Source organism: Endozoicomonas sp., assembly GCF_965196975.1.
Classification (GTDB): domain Bacteria; phylum Pseudomonadota; class Gammaproteobacteria; order Pseudomonadales; family Endozoicomonadaceae; genus Endozoicomonas.
This window is the reverse complement of record NZ_OZ239981.1, coordinates 1849147-1866031: the sequence shown is the minus strand read 5'-3', so window position 1 is coordinate 1866031 and position 16885 is coordinate 1849147. Positions and strand designations below refer to the sequence as shown.

Annotated in this window: 16 protein-coding genes; 8 read left to right on the top strand and 8 right to left on the bottom strand. The window is 45.6% G+C overall.

Going from position 1 to position 16885, the window contains the following annotated elements; translation table 11 throughout:
* Positions 1-151 precede the first annotated feature (151 nt).
* Positions 152-2017, top strand: coding sequence for a SurA N-terminal domain-containing protein (locus ACOCLE_RS08255; RefSeq protein WP_419536301.1), 1866 nt, complete (start codon positions 152-154; stop codon positions 2015-2017).
* Positions 2018-2181: 164 nt separating this feature from the next.
* Here the strand turns inward: ACOCLE_RS08255 and ACOCLE_RS08250 are convergent, their stop codons facing one another.
* Positions 2182-3051: a LysR family transcriptional regulator gene (locus tag ACOCLE_RS08250; protein WP_419536300.1), complete on the bottom strand. Its 870-nt coding sequence runs from the start codon at positions 3049-3051 to the stop codon at positions 2182-2184.
* Positions 3052-3195: 144 nt separating this feature from the next.
* Here ACOCLE_RS08250 and ACOCLE_RS08245 point away from each other — a divergent pair, with 144 nt between their 5' ends.
* Positions 3196-4326 carry an S-(hydroxymethyl)glutathione dehydrogenase/class III alcohol dehydrogenase gene (locus ACOCLE_RS08245; RefSeq protein ID WP_419536299.1) on the top strand — a complete coding sequence of 377 codons (1131 nt, stop codon included), beginning with the start codon at positions 3196-3198 and terminating at the stop codon, positions 4324-4326.
* 76 nt (positions 4327-4402) lie between these two features.
* Positions 4403-5242: an S-formylglutathione hydrolase gene (gene fghA / locus ACOCLE_RS08240; protein ID WP_419536298.1), complete on the top strand. Its 840-nt coding sequence runs from the start codon at positions 4403-4405 to the stop codon at positions 5240-5242.
* A gap of 73 nt (positions 5243-5315) precedes the next feature.
* Here fghA and tnpC read toward each other — a convergent pair whose 3' ends face one another.
* The 3 genes from tnpC to ACOCLE_RS08225 all read right to left on the bottom strand — a co-directional run bounded on the left by tnpC (position 5316) and on the right by ACOCLE_RS08225 (position 7908).
* Positions 5316-6821, bottom strand: coding sequence for an IS66 family transposase (tnpC, locus tag ACOCLE_RS08235; protein WP_419532963.1), 1506 nt, complete (start codon positions 6819-6821; stop codon positions 5316-5318).
* A gap of 85 nt (positions 6822-6906) precedes the next feature.
* Positions 6907-7506, bottom strand: a complete 600-nt coding sequence (locus tag ACOCLE_RS08230) for a GTPase (RefSeq protein WP_419536297.1) — start codon at positions 7504-7506, stop codon at positions 6907-6909.
* 15 nt (positions 7507-7521) lie between these two features.
* Positions 7522-7908, bottom strand: coding sequence for a hypothetical protein (locus ACOCLE_RS08225; RefSeq protein ID WP_419536296.1), 387 nt, complete (start codon positions 7906-7908; stop codon positions 7522-7524).
* A 117-nt stretch (positions 7909-8025) separates the two neighbouring features.
* Here ACOCLE_RS08225 and ACOCLE_RS08220 point away from each other — a divergent pair, with 117 nt between their 5' ends.
* Complete coding sequence (locus ACOCLE_RS08220) at positions 8026-9306, top strand: ISKra4 family transposase (RefSeq protein ID WP_419532972.1); 1281 nt, start codon at positions 8026-8028, stop codon at positions 9304-9306.
* A gap of 350 nt (positions 9307-9656) precedes the next feature.
* Here ACOCLE_RS08220 and ACOCLE_RS08215 read toward each other — a convergent pair.
* Positions 9657-10360, bottom strand: a protein-coding gene (locus ACOCLE_RS08215) for an IS1 family transposase (RefSeq protein ID WP_419534371.1) whose coding sequence is annotated in 2 segments (ribosomal slippage) — positions 9657-10117 and positions 10117-10360 — 705 coding nt in all. Because the reading frame shifts where the segments join, the coding sequence is not laid out codon by codon here.
* Positions 10361-10479: 119 nt separating this feature from the next.
* The gene (locus tag ACOCLE_RS08210; RefSeq protein WP_419536295.1) at positions 10480-11052 is read right to left on the bottom strand and encodes a hypothetical protein; all 573 of its coding nucleotides are present in this window, start codon (positions 11050-11052) and stop codon (positions 10480-10482) included.
* 159 nt (positions 11053-11211) lie between these two features.
* Here ACOCLE_RS08210 and mak point away from each other — a divergent pair, with 159 nt between their 5' ends.
* A complete protein-coding gene (gene mak / locus ACOCLE_RS08205; RefSeq protein ID WP_419536294.1) occupies positions 11212-12135 on the top strand; it encodes a fructokinase in 924 nt (307 codons plus the stop codon).
* On the opposite strand, the gene phnP is transcribed toward mak, so the two are convergent.
* Positions 12132-12884 carry a phosphonate metabolism protein PhnP gene (gene phnP, locus ACOCLE_RS08200; protein ID WP_419536293.1) on the bottom strand — a complete coding sequence of 251 codons (753 nt, stop codon included), beginning with the start codon at positions 12882-12884 and terminating at the stop codon, positions 12132-12134. The genes mak and phnP overlap by 4 nt on opposite strands.
* A gap of 20 nt (positions 12885-12904) precedes the next feature.
* The gene (locus ACOCLE_RS08195) at positions 12905-13381 is read right to left on the bottom strand and encodes an Lrp/AsnC family transcriptional regulator (RefSeq protein ID WP_419536292.1); all 477 of its coding nucleotides are present in this window, start codon (positions 13379-13381) and stop codon (positions 12905-12907) included.
* Positions 13382-13715: 334 nt separating this feature from the next.
* On the opposite strand from ACOCLE_RS08195, the gene hppD reads away from it, so the two are divergent.
* From hppD to ACOCLE_RS08180, 3 genes are all read left to right on the top strand, one after another.
* Positions 13716-14795, top strand: a complete 1080-nt coding sequence (gene hppD / locus ACOCLE_RS08190; protein WP_419537179.1) for a 4-hydroxyphenylpyruvate dioxygenase — start codon at positions 13716-13718, stop codon at positions 14793-14795.
* Positions 14796-14963: 168 nt separating this feature from the next.
* The gene (phhA, locus tag ACOCLE_RS08185; protein WP_419536291.1) at positions 14964-15764 is read left to right on the top strand and encodes a phenylalanine 4-monooxygenase; all 801 of its coding nucleotides are present in this window, start codon (positions 14964-14966) and stop codon (positions 15762-15764) included.
* A 267-nt stretch (positions 15765-16031) separates the two neighbouring features.
* Complete coding sequence (locus ACOCLE_RS08180; protein ID WP_419536290.1) at positions 16032-16808, top strand: cyclase family protein; 777 nt, start codon at positions 16032-16034, stop codon at positions 16806-16808.
* Positions 16809-16885: the final 77 nt, after the last annotated feature.

Here is a 16885-nt window from a genome sequence, read left to right as displayed (position 1 = left end):
CACAAGAAAGCGCATCCGATGATGCGCTTTTTTTTTAAGCCCGGTCTTCATCACCGGGGGTGAAGAATAAGGGGTTTTTACTGCTGTCTCAGCGGCCCTGGTACCTGAGGTTAATATGCTGCAATCGATGAGGGACAAAGCGAAGAGTTGGGTGACATTTGTTGTCGTCGGCATCATCGCTTTTATGATGGCCATTACCGGCCTGGAAACACTTGCGCCTAATCCAAACAATCCAGAAGTGGCGTCAGTGAATGGTAAGGATATAACACGGGCAGAGCTGGCTCAGGCTGTTGATCAGCAGAGAAGAGTACTGATTCAGCAGATGGGTGAGCAATTTGATCCCTCGATGCTGGATGACCAGTTGTTGCAGAGTTCTGTTTTGAATGCCCTGATTGATCGTCAGCTGATGCTTCAGAGTGCTGAAGACCAGGATATGGGAGTTGGAGAGTCGCAGATTGATAAACTGATACTGTCCATGCCTCAGTTTCAGCAAAATGGCCGGTTTGATAAAGATCGTTTCCAGATGATGGTCCGCAGTTATGGAATGTCTCCATTGCAGTTCAGAGATGCTCTGCGTGAAGAAACCCTGTTACTACAGCTTCGTTCCGGTATTGCCAATACTGAGTTTGTTACAGAGCAGGAGCTGAAGCGTCTACAGAGCCTTGAGGGACAGACTCGAGATCTCTCCTGGTTCATCTTGCCAGTTAAGCAGGTCCGTCAATCAATCACTCCATCTGAAGATGAGATAAAAGCTTACTACGACGCTAACTCAAGTCAGTTTATGACGCCAGAAGAGGTCGTCGTAGACTATGTTGTTTTGAACAAGGCAGATATTGCCAAAAATATCAGTGTAACCTCTGAAGAGGTTGAAGCCGAGTATCAGTATCGCGTTGAACAGCTGAAACAGCAGGCAGGCAATAACACTCAGGTTTCGGTCATCCTGATTCAGTCAGATGAGGAGCGGTCCTTAGAAGAGGCGAAATCCAGGGCTGCTGAGGTCATTTCAAAGCTGAATGCTGGCAAAAACTTCTCTGACCTGGCCAGACAATACTCTGATGACCGTATGACAGCAGAAAAAGGCGGTGATCTTGGTACGGTGGAGCCTGGCTTCTTTGGAGATGATTTTGATAATACAGTTGCTGCCTTGAAAGTTGGAGAGGTATCGGCTCCGATTGAAACTGATTTTGGAATACAGATCCTTAAAGTTACTTCTCGTGATCAACATAACGTTCCATCTCTGGACTCTATGCGTTCTGAGATTGAGGCAGCACTTAAGCAGAATGAAGTTGACTCGTTGTTCATAGAACAATCAAGGGCATTGGCTGATATTAGCTTTGAGGCTTCAGACCTCGTTCAGCCTGCAGAGCAGCTGGGTTTGACTATTACCACTAGTGAACCCTTTGGCCGTAATGGTTCGGATGCGGGTATTTCTTCAGATCGTCGTATTCCAGCCGCCGCATTCAGTGATGATGTATTGAACCTTGGTGCAAACAGTGAGCTGATTGAAATCACCCCTGAGCAAGCTTTGGTTCTCAGAGTAAAAGAACACAAGAAGCCTGAACTGATTCCACTGGTTGATAGTAAAGAGGCGATTGTTACCACGTTGAAAGATCGTCAGGCTGCCGAGCAACTTGCCTTACGATCGGAAGAAATGGTTGCCAGACTGCAGTCTGGTACCTCAATGAAGGTATTAGCGGATGAGCAGAAATTGAAGGTTGTGGAAAGCCTGAAAACGACAAGAAATCAGGCAGGTGTTCCAGCTCAACTTCTTCAGAAAGCTTTTAAAATGCCTCATCCCGGTGCAAGCTTATCGTTCAATACGGCAGTACTTCCGAATGGAGATTATGCTGTGATTGCTTTATCTGGAATCACTCCTGGTGAGTCGACTGCAAATTCTGAGCAGTTAAAAGGCCTCGGACAGTTGATTGCGGCCAGTAATGGTCGAGTCATGTTTGATGAGTACCTGGCAAGCCTGAAGGAAAGAGGTAAGGTTAAAGTACTGTCAAACGATGAATGATTAGCTGACCAGTTATGTTCAATCTTTTTAAGGCCACCTTCCGGTGGCCTTATACGTTATAAAGCGGATAAGTTCAGAGAAAGTTAATGGTTAGTGACCGTGAAATAAAGGCAGTGATGATAATTGGCTCTGATGTGCATTTTGATTGTTCTAGCGCTCCTCTGTTATGGGAGTTTCATTGACAGGAAGTCAACCAGTATTCGTATTTTTGGAGATAATTGGCGATTATGTGGGTATAGAGCCCAGATACCTTCTTCAGGCTCACAATACCTTTCCAGCAAGGTTATAAGCTCACCAGAACGTATAGCACCATCAACATAATATCCGGGTAGCTGTACGATACCCAGACCACGTTTTGCTGCTTCTGTTAACGTATATCCACTCATGCATTGCAGGTTACCCTTGACCTTGATCGTTCGTTGACGATTATTTTCCATAAACCGCCAGTAAGGGCTGTTACCAATCAGACAGTTGTGACTTCCCAATTCTGATAAGGTATAAGGACTGCCGTAACGATCCAGATATGGTGGCGCAGCGCATACGTAGAGGGTTCGAGTTGATAACCGTTTTGCCATCATGGATGAGTCGGGAAGATGGCCAAGTCGAATCGCAAGATCATAACCTTCATTAATGAGATCAATTGTCTGATTGGTTAAATTGCAGAGAACCTCAATATTTGGGTACTTCTCCATGTAATTCAGAACAATAGGCATAACATACTGTTCTCCATAGGCCACCGGAGCCGTCATCCTGATCAATCCCTGTGGTGTTTCCTGTCGATTGGAGATAGCCCTTTCCGCATCTTCAAGGTTGTTGAGAATTTGCCGGCAGTGTTGATAGAAAATCCCGCCTTCTTCGGTCATCGACACCTTACGGGTGGTTCGGTAGAACAGCTTTGTCTTAAGTCGTGTTTCCAATTGATTGATCTGTCGACTGACCTGGGCTGTAGAGATACTCAGGCGTTTTCCTGCTGTTGTGAAACTGCTGGTTTCAGCTACGGTTACAAATTCGGTAATACCTTCCAGTAACGACATTATTGCACTCAGGTAAAAAACATTTTCAATCAGGGTGGATTATCGGTGTCTCGAAAATAAATACAATGTTCAGCAAATGTATTTACCCATGACCGCCTCCTTTTTTCGAAGTGGTCTACGAATGAGCGGTGTTGAGGATTTTCAATGTCAGATCAATTTATCAAATCAAAAGCAGCCATTGCCTGGGGCCCAGGCCAGCCACTGTCGATTGAAGAAGTCGATGTCATGTTACCTAAAGCCGGTGAGGTCCTGGTTCGCATCGTTGCCACGGGTGTCTGCCATACGGATGCATTTACCTTATCGGGTGATGATCCGGAGGGTGTATTCCCGGCGATCCTGGGACATGAGGGTGGAGGTATTGTTGAACAGGTGGGTGAAGGGGTGAGCAGTGTCGCTGTAGGTGATCATGTTATCCCGCTTTATACGCCGGAATGTGGGGAGTGTAAATTCTGTCGCTCAGGCAAAACCAACCTGTGTCAGAAAATACGTGATACGCAGGGGAAAGGGCTGATGCCGGATGGAACTACACGATTTTATAAGGATGGTCAGCCAATTTATCACTATATGGGCTGTTCAACATTCTCCGAATATACGGTATTACCCGAGATTTCATTGGCAAAAGTAAGCCGTGATGCCCCACTGGAAGAGGTCTGCCTTCTTGGTTGCGGAGTTACCACTGGTATGGGGGCAGTATTAAAGACTGCAAAGGTTCAGCCAGGAGACACCGTTGCGGTCTTTGGTCTTGGTGGTATTGGTTTATCAGCAATCATTGGCGCCAAAATGGCCGGTGCAGGCAGGATTATTGGTGTTGATATTAATGAGACCAAATTTGAGCTTGCCAGAAAGCTGGGAGCTACTGACTGTGTCAATCCGAAGTTGTTTGATAAGCCGGTTCAGGACGTCATTGTAGAAATGACCGATGGTGGTGTTGACTTCTCATTTGAGTGTATCGGTAATGTGAATGTCATGCGATCTGCACTGGAATGCTGTCACAAAGGTTGGGGAGAGTCGGTAATTATCGGGGTAGCTGGAGCTGGCCAGGAAATATCCACCCGTCCATTCCAGCTGGTTACCGGGCGTGTATGGCGGGGATCTGCTTTTGGGGGGGTGAAAGGTCGCTCTGAGCTGCCGGGCATTGTTGAGCAATATTTGGCAGGTGAATTCAGGCTCGACGATTTTATCACTCATACCATGCCCCTGGAGGAGGTTAATACCGCCTTTGACTTAATGCATAAGGGTGAAAGTATTCGTTCTGTGATTCATTACCAGCCATAATTTCACCGTCTGTCGTTTCTGTTCACCAAGGCCTTGCTGCTTATTCTGCAAGGCCTGACCTTACTGAGCAAAGTCTATGTCTCTTGAGAATATCAGCAGCAATAAGCTGTTTGGTGGCTGGCATAAGCAGTACACCCACGACTCACAAACCCTTAACTGCAACATGCGTTTTGCCATCTATCTGCCTCCTCAAAGCCAGTATAAACCGGTTCCCGTTTTGTACTGGTTATCTGGACTGACCTGCACGGATGAGAACTTCATGCAGAAGTCTGGAGCTCAGCGTATAGCTTCAGAGTTAGGAATTGCCATTGTCGCACCGGATACCAGTCCCAGGGGGGATCGTGTTCCGGATGACCCTGAGTCGGCGTACGATTTCGGGCTCGGTGCCGGTTTTTATGTGAATGCCACGCAACAGCCGTGGCGTCAGAACTATCGAATGTACGATTATGTGATTACCGAACTGCCCGATCTTATTGAGCACTATTTTCCGGTTAATGATAAGCGGAGTATTGCCGGTCACTCGATGGGAGGGCATGGTGCGCTTGTGGTGGCTCTGAGAAACCCTGATCGTTATTCGTCAGTCTCTGCTTTCAGCCCCATCAGTAACCCGATCAACTCACCCTGGGGGCAGAAGGCGTTTGCAAACTATCTGGGGGCTGATCGGGCGCTATGGAAAGCTTACGATGCCAGTGAATTGATAAAAATATGCGGTAACCCCGTTCCTGCACTGGTTGATCAGGGGAGTGATGATTCTTTTTTATCAGAGCAGCTCAAACCTGAAGTATTAAGACAGGTTGCAGCCGAGAAAAGGTATCCTTTAAATCTACGAATACAGGAAGGTTACGATCATTCCTATTATTTTGTTGCCACATTTATAGAAGAACATTTAATGTTTCATGCTGATTATATGTTGTAAAACACAGCATTTATCATTTAAGTCGATATTTCATGCGTTTAAGCTGCCATCTTATTTTTATCATTTATCGTAACTATTCAGCACCCAGCAAAGGCGTATTGTTGTAATTTCGAACCGCTTTAAGAAGCGCCTGAAATATGTTCAACCCCTGCTTTTTAGCAGATGATAAATAGCTTCGGATTCGGGTAAACATGGTACCTCCGTCTTCGCTTCTGAAGCAGCCTGAGATCTTCTGCTTAAGTTTGGCCATCCTGGCATCACGTTCACTGCCATTGTTATCGAAGGGAATTGAAAAGTCCGACATGAAGCGCAACGTTTCAACCTTAAACTCAATAAGCCTTTTGAACAGGTTGTAGGCCTTGGTATTCCTGACCTTCTTACGTCCAAGCACCTGTCGTTGTTTTTCCATATAAGCGGTTTCCTTCGTGAGAGCCCTTTGAAGGATTTGGTCGTATATCGTCTCAATGCGAAGCTGTATTGCACCAGGCATTTGAGTCAGACCGGCTGCTTTGTATTTCTTGCAGAAGTGCCAGGAGAGCGTAAGCAATTTCATCAGCCGCAGAGCCAGCTTATTCGCATCCCTATCGACAACTCCCTGAAGCTCTCTCAGATGATGGGCATTACAAAGCACATGCACTGCCGCATAGGCAAAGTAGGACTTCCAATGATCGTGAACCAGAATGCCTGCAAAAGTCAGCAGGATGCCCATTGCATCCATTGCTTCACAACCTCGCCTTTCTGAGAGGTAGTAAAGCGTCCATTGGTCATCTCGCATAATGTGTAACCACCACAGTGAACCGTCAACCCGCATGCCAGTTTCATCCGCTCCTGCAACCGGACTTTCTTGTAAAGCATCGCGGATACTCTGCTCAGTAGAGGCCAGGTTCTCATGGGTATAGGCAACAAAATTGGCAACAGAGCCTGCGCTGACACTCATGCAATAAATAGTATTGAAATACTCAGACACCCGGTGATATGGGATGAAGTGATACTGGTTTAAATGAACAGCCATTGCCTGAGTCACTTCTCCGTATTGAGCAGCGGCTTTCACTCCTTGGGGAAACTCAGCGGTGTTCCGTTTACCACAAGGACATACTTTAACGTCTGCCCAGTACGCGGTAACTTCAAATTCTCCGGGTCTACCTGGATCAAAAACCTGTCGCTCAATGTATTTGGTGGGTTTAATATCGATAAGCGAAGACTGGCAACAGCAACATTTTTCAACCTTCAGATGCCTGACATAATCGGGTAAGGCGACACGTCTCAAACAAGAGCCTTGATGACCTTTCTGGCCACCTGGTTTATTGCCTGAAGATGGTCTAAGGCTTTTGGGGTTCGGTGTTTCCTGTGAGGAGCAGGGGGCTTCTTTGGAAGATGTATCACCTTTATCACTCCCTTTTTTACTGGGCTTTTGATAACCATCTGACGATGGTGGCTTACTACTGTTTTGACTGTTTTTATTAACCCTTTCTTCCAGTTCGCTGCAACGTTCCCGTAAAAGCGCATTCTCGGTCCGAAGCTCTTCATTCTCTTTAAGGAGAGCTTCGGTAAACGGAGTAGCTGGGAAGTCTGGTTCCATACTGGAGATTTGTTAGAAAAATTGAGTATAAGATGATGGTCGAAAAATCAGAAAATTCCAGATTTATATGAAGGGTGCTGAATAGTTACCATTTATCTAACTTTTTCTGGGAGAGAAGTGCTTTTTGCAGATGAGCAAGGCTAGGTTTGTCTCCTCCTTGATCTTTACTGGCTAAATTTAGGTGATACAAGCCTTCTGGCCTCAAGCGATTTCTGGAAGGTAGTGTTGACATCTCCTCTGATATTTTTTGCATGGTCTCTTCAGGTCTGAGACCATTATCACGTAATCCGTCTTCAATATCTCGGTCAGCTTTGGCTCTGACAATATGGAACGGAATGCCAGCATCTTTAGCCTGTTGTGTAATTTGCAGTGAATCAGAAGCCCCGACAGAAACAACAATAATGAGTGCATCATATTTCAATAGTTTGGTTTGTTCTGAAAAATGCTGCGTTGGCCATTTGTATGAGCCATAAGCCGGTAGTTCGCATAAAAACTGTGAGTCCGAAAGTTGATAACGCTTTGTCTCTTCTTGACAGGTAGCAGAAACACCCGTCTTAGCTGCTTCAGGATTTCGTGGGGCTATCCCACGCAATGCATTAATAAGACTTCCTTTTCCTGCGTCTGATTGACCTACCACACCAATATTAACCGTATTTGGAAACTTATCTGGTGTGTTTGGATCCATCGTCAGTTGGGCTGGTTATCTGGAGCTCAATGGGGTTTCTGTATGATGAGATGAAACATTTTTACCATGATCTGCTGCTATAGGTAGTAGAGGTATATCAAATTCTCCTCGATTGATGTAGGGGATCAGACCATTATCCGCATGTGTGACTAGACGTGCGTATAATTCGCTGTCCTCTTCGAGTGACTTTAAGCCAGCTTTGTAGTCATTTGCCCAGAAATACCATTTTATTGCGTTTTTCAGGTAACTAAAAAAACCACTCTCAAGTTCAAGTTGGCAAACTGCGCGACCCTCTCTGGTTCTACCGTAACATGGGTTTAATGATTGCCAGCTCGCTGGATTATAAACATCAAGTGCTGTCACAGAGGTTTGCAATGCTTGCTCTTGGGTAATTATTGTCATACCTTATTCCTTGGATTTTGCTGTTGTTTTAAAAGGGTGCTCTCTCTGAATGATTGAAACAATAGTGCTCTATTTTCACAGCTACTATGGGAACACCACTCATAATAGTTAACTGTCATGCCCGCTTCTGTTATTTCCAGCTCTACCAAAAGCATCGTTTTGCAAATTGAAGTTTCTATAGATTCAGGCAACATGCTGAATCTTGAAGATAGTTTACAGCGTGCACTCAATGAAGCCGGGCAGCTTGGAACAAAAGAGTTATTGGGGCTATTTGAATCACCCAATAAAGAACCTATCGTCGTTAATCAGCAGAAGTGGAACTACAAAGGAAAGGTTCTTAAGCACTATGAAACCTTATACGGTCGTATACCTTTGGAGCGCTCCGTATATCAGGGTGTCAGAGGTGGCAGTACTCTGGCAGCACTTGATCTTCGTGCCGGTATTATTGGTTCAGCTACCCCCAAATTTGCCAAGTCTATCGCCTGGAAATACAGCCAGATGCCAGCGCCTGCGGTAAAAGAAGATTTTGAGACCAACCATCAAAGGACGCTTTCAAATTCTTATATCAAGCATTTATCGGACAGAGTAGGTGCATTAATTGAAGACCAGCAAGACACTCACTACCACCTTCCTCCACTAAAAGAGCCTGTTGAAACAATAGCCATTGGTCTGGATGGAACCTGCATGCTGCTTTGTGAAGAAGGCTGGAGGGAAGCCATGTGTGGGACATTGAGCCTATATTCTGCAGATGGAGACAGGCTCCACACGATATATACAGCCAGTTCGCCAGAGTATGGTAAACAAAGCTTTATGAGCAAGCTCGACGAGGAGATTGCAGATCTAAAACGACTCTACCCAAATGCCACATACATCGGGGTAGCTGACGGGGCTAGAGAAAACTGGAGTTATTTGAAACAACATACCTCTGGGCAGATACTCGATTTTTATCATGCATCTGAATATTTAGCTGGAGCAGCGGAAGCACTGTTTCCAACCAGTAAGGCGAAGCGACACCAGTGGCTTGAAGACAGGCTACATAGTTTGAAAAACAAGCGTGGAGCAGCCAAAAAAATCCTTCAGGAAATTGAATCAGCCGAGCTCCCGAAAAAGACAATCGCACTGACAGAGAAGCGCTACAAAGCTGTGAGCTATTTTACAAACAATCACCAGTTAATGAATTATCATCAGGCGCTTAAACGCCATTGGCCAATAGGTTCAGGAGTTACTGAAGCGGCTTGTAAGACTCTGGTAAAGCAACGATTATGTGGTTCTGGAATGAGGTGGAAAGCAACAGGAGCGGAAGTGCTTTTGACAACAAGAGCACTGATCCAGAGTAAGGGGCGCTGGGAACAACTTTGGTCTGAGTTCATGACTGGAAAGGTTGAAGCTAACCTATGAGTCAGTTATCAAATTGAGAGAGCACCCTTTTAAAATATCAAAAAAAACAATAGGTTAACTGATTAGACAGTTTTATGATCTAAAAGTTCTTGAATCGTTTGTTCTTGTTAATAGTTTGTTCTGTCTTTACTGGTGGGTGGAGTCAATAGCTCATTGACTCCAAAATTTTTTATATTTGATTTACGGTTTGGAAGTCTAATGGCTGTTTTGGTATCAAAAGGGCTTGATGATTTTTTATGATTTCTCCGATGTTAACAATTAACTTTATTCTTTTCCTTGTTTAGCTAAGAGCACTGACCGTCCACTGTATTGATTTAATGGTTATGAGTGCTGAAAAAACGGGTGATGTATCAAAACTGTTGATAGTGGTTTCGCGAGATAAATTCCCCGATAACCTTATCATGAATGTCTATTGATCTTGAGAAGCAAATAGTCCTTCTGGATAACCGTTTCAAGCAAGTTCTCAAGGTCAGATTCTGCCGCTCAATCCGCTGAGTAAAGTGCTTTCCAATGATATGTTTATCTTCTGGTAAACAGGATGTGTATGGCTGCCAGTCATCTGTGCAGTAAAAACTAACTTTGAAGCGGGCCAGACGCCCCAACAGCTTTTTGAGCGTCTCTGTGCTTCTGGAGCCGAACGCATGGGCAATGATCTTCTTGAAACGTGGCTCCCATGCATAAAACAGCCAGCGTTGCTGCTTCTTGCTACCAACAAATGACCACTGCTCATCCATTTCGAAAATAATCTTGACTTGGGCATTTTCGAAGGGGAGTTGTGTTACTGTTGGCGGGTCGAGTTTTTTAAATGAGCCAATACAGTCGTTGGACTGATCTCAAGGACACGTCCGATATCTCTGACCCCGGAGCCATTCATGGTCATCTTTATGATCTGCTCATGAGTACCAGGCAGATTGCCATTATAGCGATACTCAAGTTGGAAGCTCTTATTACAGTCCTTGCATCTATACCGCTGGTGACCCGTTTCAGCTTTCCCGTTCTTAACAACATTGATCGTTTGTTGACAATGGATACAGGCAACTTGAACTACAGCCATAGATGACTCAAAAAGTTAGGAATGTATCAGATCAACAGCTCTGACACATCACCAAAAAACGGCAATACGATAAATTCCATGGCGTTTGAACTGGCCTCCTATCGTATTTCATGGGTTTGCTATTGGCCTATTTCTTCTTCCCAGTCGTCAATTAACCAATCACCGGTCATCCAGTACTGGTCAATATCCATGCTTCTCACTGGGTCATCGCCCCTATCGAACATGGCTTTGCCTTCTTCAAATGCTTCACAGCATTCCTTAGCCAGTATTTGGCCATGAATCGTGAGGCTTTTTCTAAAATCGTCCGGGTAGCGTTTGAGGTTTTCATCCAAACTCTGGCTAGGATCTTCTGTCCAGATTTTTTTCAGATCAGCTCGAGAAACCCCATAAATAATCTCATTAATGTGGATTCCCCGACAACGCGCCCAGAAGATCGCCATCAGGCTCAGGTCATCGGGTTCTGAAATTGTGATGAGTGTCAATGACTGTTTCTGGTGGCAGTCAAATTCACTGGATAGTAGATGCAGAGCCAGCCCTTCAGCGGTATAGAGGGGACTTATATGGCAAGCATTGCAGGCGGTAACGAGTATCTGTCCGGAAGAGTCAAGGATGCAGGTGGTAAATGGAAACGCCGGGTTGGCATTGACGCCAAGCTCCAGCAGCTCACCCATCAGCTCGGTGTAATCTGACATATTGATAGCTCCAAACAGCGTGAGCCAAATAGCTAGCCAAGACTCACAGTCAACAATAATGTGGCATGCTTACTAAACAAGATACCTCAACATAGTTGATGCTTGCTATTTTGTCCGCTGGTAGCCCTCATTTAAGTTTTTAAAATAGAATATCTACTGTTGTTGCTTTCTTATCTGGAGTTTGCAGTGCGAATTGGGGTTGATCTTGGTGGTACTAAAATAGAGGTTGTTGCCCTTGACGATGCTAGAAATGAGCTTTTTAGAAAGAGGGTAGCCACACCAAGGGAGTGCTATCAGCAAACCCTTGGTGTTATATCTCAACTGGTCTCTGAAACTGAAGTCTATTTGGGGCAGAAGGGAACGGTGGGTGTGGGTATCCCAGGAACAGTTTCAAGCGTTTCGGGTAAGGTAAAAAATGCAAACTCGACGTGGATAAATGGAGAATGTCTTCATTATGATCTCAGTGATCGTCTGCAACGGGAGATTCGTGTAGCCAATGATGCTAACTGTATGGCGTTATCTGAATCAATTGATGGTTCTGCAAAAGGGCAGGGAGTCGTATTTGCTGCAATTCTTGGCACAGGATGTGGCGCTGGAATTGCGATCAACAGCAGGGTTCACTCAGGAATAAATGAGGTGGCAGGAGAGTGGGGACATAATCCTTTACCTTGGCTGAATCACGGTGATGAGCCGCCACTTGAGTGTTATTGCGGGCGAGTCAATTGCCTCGAAACGTGGGTGTCAGGAACTGGGTTTTCCCAGTCATATCAGCGTCGGACAGGAAAGGCTTTGTCAGCTGAGTGCATTATCGAAAATGTCGGGCAGGGTGAGTTCGAAGCTATTGCTGAATTGGAGCTGTACGAACATCGGTTGGCAAGAGGCCTGGCGCAGGTCATTAATACACTTGATCCCGATGTGATTGTATTAGGTGGTGGAATGTCTAACGTAGACAGTCTTTACCAAGCACTTCCTGTACAACTCTCTGAGTGGGTGTTCGGTGGGGAATGTTCTACCCCCGTAGTAAAAGCCATGCATGGTGACTCCAGTGGAGTCAGAGGCGCCGCATTTCTATGGGGTTTTTAAAGCGTGATTACCAGCCCATCATGCCCAGCTTCAATATCTTTTGGTAAAGGGTTGGCATTCATCCAGTTATCCAGCTCATGGCCAATATGAGTGAGTATCGTGCGCGATGGTTCTATCTTCTGGTGGAGCTCCATGACATCTTTCAGGTTGTTGTGAGATCCGGGAGGTTCAGACATATCCGGAGCGTAGCTGCAGTCAATAATCATGACATTCAGAGGATTACTGGTCAAAAAGGTAAGGGTCTCATCTGGCAGTCCCAGGGTATCTGTCAGATAGGCCAGGGTTCTGCCGTTGCGTTCGAAAACATAGCCAAATGTCGGACGGGAATGACTCAGGGGAACGGGGGTTACCTTGACGCCGTTGATACTGAAGGGGGAGAACTGAGTGGTTGTCTGGGAAAAATCGAGAATACCCGGATGCTTCATCAGCTCGACGGGAGCATCGGAAGTATCAGGGCCCATTACGGATATTTTGAAGGCGCTCCCCCATCGAAGGCTGAACAATCCAGCAATATGATCCATATGATAATGCGTTAAAAGAACCTGTTTAAGGGTACCTGCAGGAAAACGCTCTTGTATATCTGTCAGTCCGGCATCAATAAGAATGAGTTCTCCATCAGATTCCAGAAGTGCAGATGCTGGGCTGCGTCTGAGAAAAGGATCCATGATGGCTTTGATACAGGCGGGGCAGTCACAACCGTAAACTGGGCAACCTTTCACACTGCCTGTGCCAGTTAGGGTGAATTTCATCGGGAACTCCATAATACCCTCTATAAACTGAGTGGCAGTGCCGTAGTGGATTTAATGGCGGAAAGTGCCAGTGCTGTTTTAATCTGGCTGACCCCGGGAACTTTCATCAGCTCTTCCATCAGGAAAAAAGAGAGTGCCTGCTGATTTTTTGCGACAACCTTCAATAGGTAGTCGCCATCACTACCCGTGATGGCGTGGCATTCCATCACAGGGGACATTTTAAGGATGGCTTCTTTGAAATAGGTTGCAGAGTCCGGCGTATGATTATCAAGAGCAACCGTGACAAAGGCCTCCACATCCAGGCCTACAGCCTGTGGATTCAATAAAGTGACTTGCTTCTGGATATAACCTTTAGCTTTCAACCGACTGATCCGTCGTGAGCATTGCGATGCTGACAGGCTGACCAGCTCTGCAAGACATTGCAGAGATAACGCATCGTCCTGCTGGAGTGCAGATAATAGCCTTATGTCGTAAGTATCCAGTACATTCCTGCTCATCATCCGATCCCTCGCTACCTTTAGGCCGCACTTCGTTGCAATACAGAAATGCGCAGGTTAATCATCTTTTCTAACTGGGATAATGCTCGACTTCCATCATCAGCCTCGGACAATCAGCGCTTCTGCCGAAATTATTGACAGGATCTATACAAAAACTGAAGGTCTGGCTGCTTATGTCAGGAAGTGTAAGCCCAGTTTGATGGCTCCGCCAATTCATCTGATGCAAACCTTTTGTATCATCTTGCGTAAGGAGGCTGCAGATCGCAAGGCTTTTGCATCAGGCCAATCGTATACTTTTTCTATACTGTGGCTGGAATGTAAAAGAGGACGAAGCATGACAACGAACAAAATGTCAAAGATTACCAGCACGAACCCGATGGGAACCGACGGGTTTGAGTTTGTCGAATACGCAGCGCCTGACCCGGTTGCTCTGGACAGCCTCTTCAAACAGTTTGGATTTGTTCCGGTAGCGCGCCATCGATCTAAAGAGGTGACATTATATCGCCAAGGGGGAATTAACTTTATCGTTAATGGCGAGCCTGACTCATTTGCCCAGAAATTTGCCCGTGAACATGGTCCCTGTGCCTGTGCATTTGCCATTCGGGTAGAAGATGCGGCTTTTGCCTATGAGAGGGCACTTCAACTGGGTTGTGAACCAGGGCCGACCCAGAGTGGGCCAATGGAGCTGAATATTCCCTCCATTGTTGGCATTGGCGGCAGCCTGATTTACCTGGTTGACCGTTACGGTGATAAAGGCTCGATCTATGATGTGGACTTCGTTCCCATCGAGGGGGTAGATCAGGAGCCGGAAGGGGTTGGCCTGACGTTTATTGATCATCTTACCCATAATGTTCATCAGGGTAACATGGATAAGTGGGCATCATACTATGAAGATATCTTTAACTTCCGTGAAATCCGGTATTTTGATATTGAAGGTAAGCTAACAGGGTTGAAGTCAAGAGCGATGACCAGTCCCTGTGGAAAAGTAAAAATTCCTATTAATGAGTCCTCTGATGATAAGAGTCAGATTGAAGAATATCTTAAGGAATACAACGGTGAGGGTATTCAGCACATTGCCATGTACTCTAAAGATATTTATCACACGGTGCCGGCTATGCGCTCGAATGGTACTGCTTTTATGACACCGCCTCCTGATACCTATTATGAGATGCTTTCGGGTCGGCTGCCCTGGCACCATGAGAATCTGGATGAGCTCAAGAAAAACGCCATTCTTATGGATGGGGCACCTACAGAAGACGGGGGGTTGCTGCTGCAAATATTTACAGAAACGGTTATCGGGCCAATTTTCTTCGAAATCATACAACGCAAAGGTGATGAAGGGTTTGGTGAAGGTAATTTTACCGCTCTATTCGAGAGCATAGAACGAGACCAGATTAAAAGAGGGGTTCTTTAATTACTCTAACTGTAATGCATTGATTTAAAAATAATTTATGTTTTTATTCGGTGTGGCGTAACTACAGATGGCCTATATTTATTATAGGCTTTTCAGGGAATGAACCTTCAATCGTGTGGGGTAATTCGGTAATTCATTACCCCAACAACAAGGTCGGGGAGAGTATTTATGAAGTCATCCAAATATCAGGCCAGAAAGCCTGATGAGTCGGGCTTTATTGAATATACGGAAGAGGAGCACGAAACCTGGAGTATTCTGTATCACCGACAGATTGAGTTACTGAAAGGCCGGGCATGCGATGAATATATGAGCGGTATCGAAGAGCTCTCCATGCCATCAGAACGTATCCCCCAGCTGGATGAAATCAACCGGGTTCTTAATGATAAAACCGGCTGGGGAGTTGCCAGAGTACCTGCTCTGATTTCCTTTGACAGTTTTTTTAAGCTTTTAGCGGACAAGCAATTCCCTGTTGCTACCTTTATTCGGGTTAGAGAAGAGCTGGATTATCTTCAGGAACCGGACATTTTTCATGAAATATTTGGCCACTGTCCTTTGCTCACCAACCAGGATTTTGCTGACTTTACGGAAACCTATGGCAGGCTTGGATTGGCTGCCACCAAAGAAGAACGGGTTTATCTTGCCAGACTTTACTGGATGACGGTTGAGTTTGGCTTATTGAATACCTCACAGGGCTTGCGTATCTACGGAGGTGGCATTCTCTCCAGCTATGGTGAAACGGCCTATGCATTGGATAGTAATATTCCCGTCAGAGCACCCTTTGATCCACTGACTGCACTGAGAACACCCTACCGGATCGATATCTTGCAGCCATTGTATTATGTATTGGACGATATTACGGTCCTTCATCGTCTCTGCGAAATGGACATTATGGCGCTGGTACATCAGGCTATGACGATGCCTCTGCTTCCCCCTATGTTTGAGCCAAAGCCTAAGGAAGGTGCTGCGTGAGATGAGCTTTCTACCACTTCAAGGTGGTAGAACTCAGCATGATAGCTCTTTACCTACTACGATTAGTGCTCATTAATAAATTATAATATCCAATCATATCTATTCTTGGCATAAGTTAATCAGGACCAACTTTTAAGGTTGATCAGATCCTGGAAACTGATAATTATCTTTGTGTTGAGGCGTAAAGTTGGGCGCGCGTTAGTTGCCTAAGTGCTAGTTGACTATAAATATACAGATTCAAAAAGAACCGATTTGAGGAGAGTTTCTGTGCCAAGACGGATAATTGATATTTCCATGCATCTGGAAAATGATGTGATATCCGATCCCCCGGGATACGGCCCTAAGATTACTTACATGTCCCATAAAGACACATTCTCTCAAATAGCCCCTTTTTTCCCGGGGCTGGAACAGGAAGACCTGCCGGATGGGGAAGCATGGGCTATTGAGAAAGTAGAGTTGATTACCCATAACGGGACGCACCTGGATGCTCCTTATCATTTTCATTCCACAATGAATGAGGGAGAGCGGGCTATACCCATTGATGAAGTACCTTTGGACTGGTGTTTTCAGCAAGGGGTAAAACTCGATTTTCGCCATTTTGATAATGGATACGTGGTGAAGGCTGAAGATGTTGAGCAGGAATTAGCCAGAATAGGTCATGAATTGCAGCCAATGGATATTGTTGTGGTCAATACCCGGGCTGGTAGTCGGTATGGTAAGGATGATTATGTGGCTTCTGGTTGTGGGATGGGCCTTGAGGCCACGATGTACCTGCTTGAGAGAGGGGTTAAGCTGACGGGGACAGATGCCTGGAGCTGGGATGCCCCTTTTGTGCATACTGCAGAGAAATACCAGAAAACAAAAGATGCTTCGCTGATCTGGGAAGGCCATAAAGCGGGTCGACATATGGCCTACTGCCATTTGGAGAAGCTTCATAATCTGGAGGCACTTCCGGATAAAGGCTTTATGGTTTCCTGTTTTCCGGTAAAAATTCGTGGTGCATCTGCAGGCTGGACACGGGCGGTTGCCATTCTTGATGATTAGCTCTCGGAATAATCATTCGCTGCCTGCTCTTAATACGATGTTATACCGCCTTTTTAAAGGAAAACACTGACTCCTCA